Origin of the sequence: Mesorhizobium sp. M0968, from assembly GCF_040319065.1 — a bacterium.
Taxonomy (GTDB): domain Bacteria; phylum Pseudomonadota; class Alphaproteobacteria; order Rhizobiales; family Rhizobiaceae; genus Mesorhizobium.
In genome coordinates this window covers 1-520 of the sequence record NZ_JAMYNL010000105.1, presented here as the reverse complement: position 1 = coordinate 520, position 520 = coordinate 1, and the positions used below count along the sequence as shown (strand labels likewise).

The 520-nt window shown below is 61.2% G+C and carries 1 protein-coding gene; it reads right to left on the bottom strand.

Annotation, left to right across the window (positions count from 1 at the left end):
• Window positions 1–46 precede the first annotated feature (46 nt).
• A partial coding sequence (locus NKH67_RS34100; RefSeq protein ID WP_353033127.1) for a transposase occupies window positions 47–520 on the bottom strand: 474 nt, incomplete at its 5' end.

Here is a 520-nt window from a genome sequence, read left to right as displayed (position 1 = left end):
CCGGCAGGGACGCCTCAGGCGTTCAGATTCTGAACGCTATCCGGATTTACGCTGTGGCTCCTGCATTCGGATTAAAGAGCTCGCCGGTTTTAAGCATCGAATGCATAATCACCGCCAGTTTCCGCGCCACAGCCACGGCAGCTCGTTTGAAGCCGATCCTCTCCCGGAGCTGGAGACCCCATGTCCGCAGGGTGCTCTCGGTTGAGCTACGCGTCAGAATAACCGACGCCGCTTCGTAGAGAAGCCCTCGCAAATGGCGGTCGCCGCGTCGGGATATATGGCCTTCATAATCGACTTCTCCGGATTGGTAGCGGCGCGTCGTCAGGCCTATCCAGGCGCCAACAGATCGGGACGTCTTGAAGTTGCCCGGATCTTCAATGGCAGTGGCGAACGAGGTTGCGGTGATGGCGCCGATGCCGGGGATCGACATGAGCATGCGGCATGCCTGGCTCTGACGTGCATCTGCGACGAGCTGGCGCCCAAGCTCGGCGGCACGGATGCGAATGCCGCGCCAGGCCTC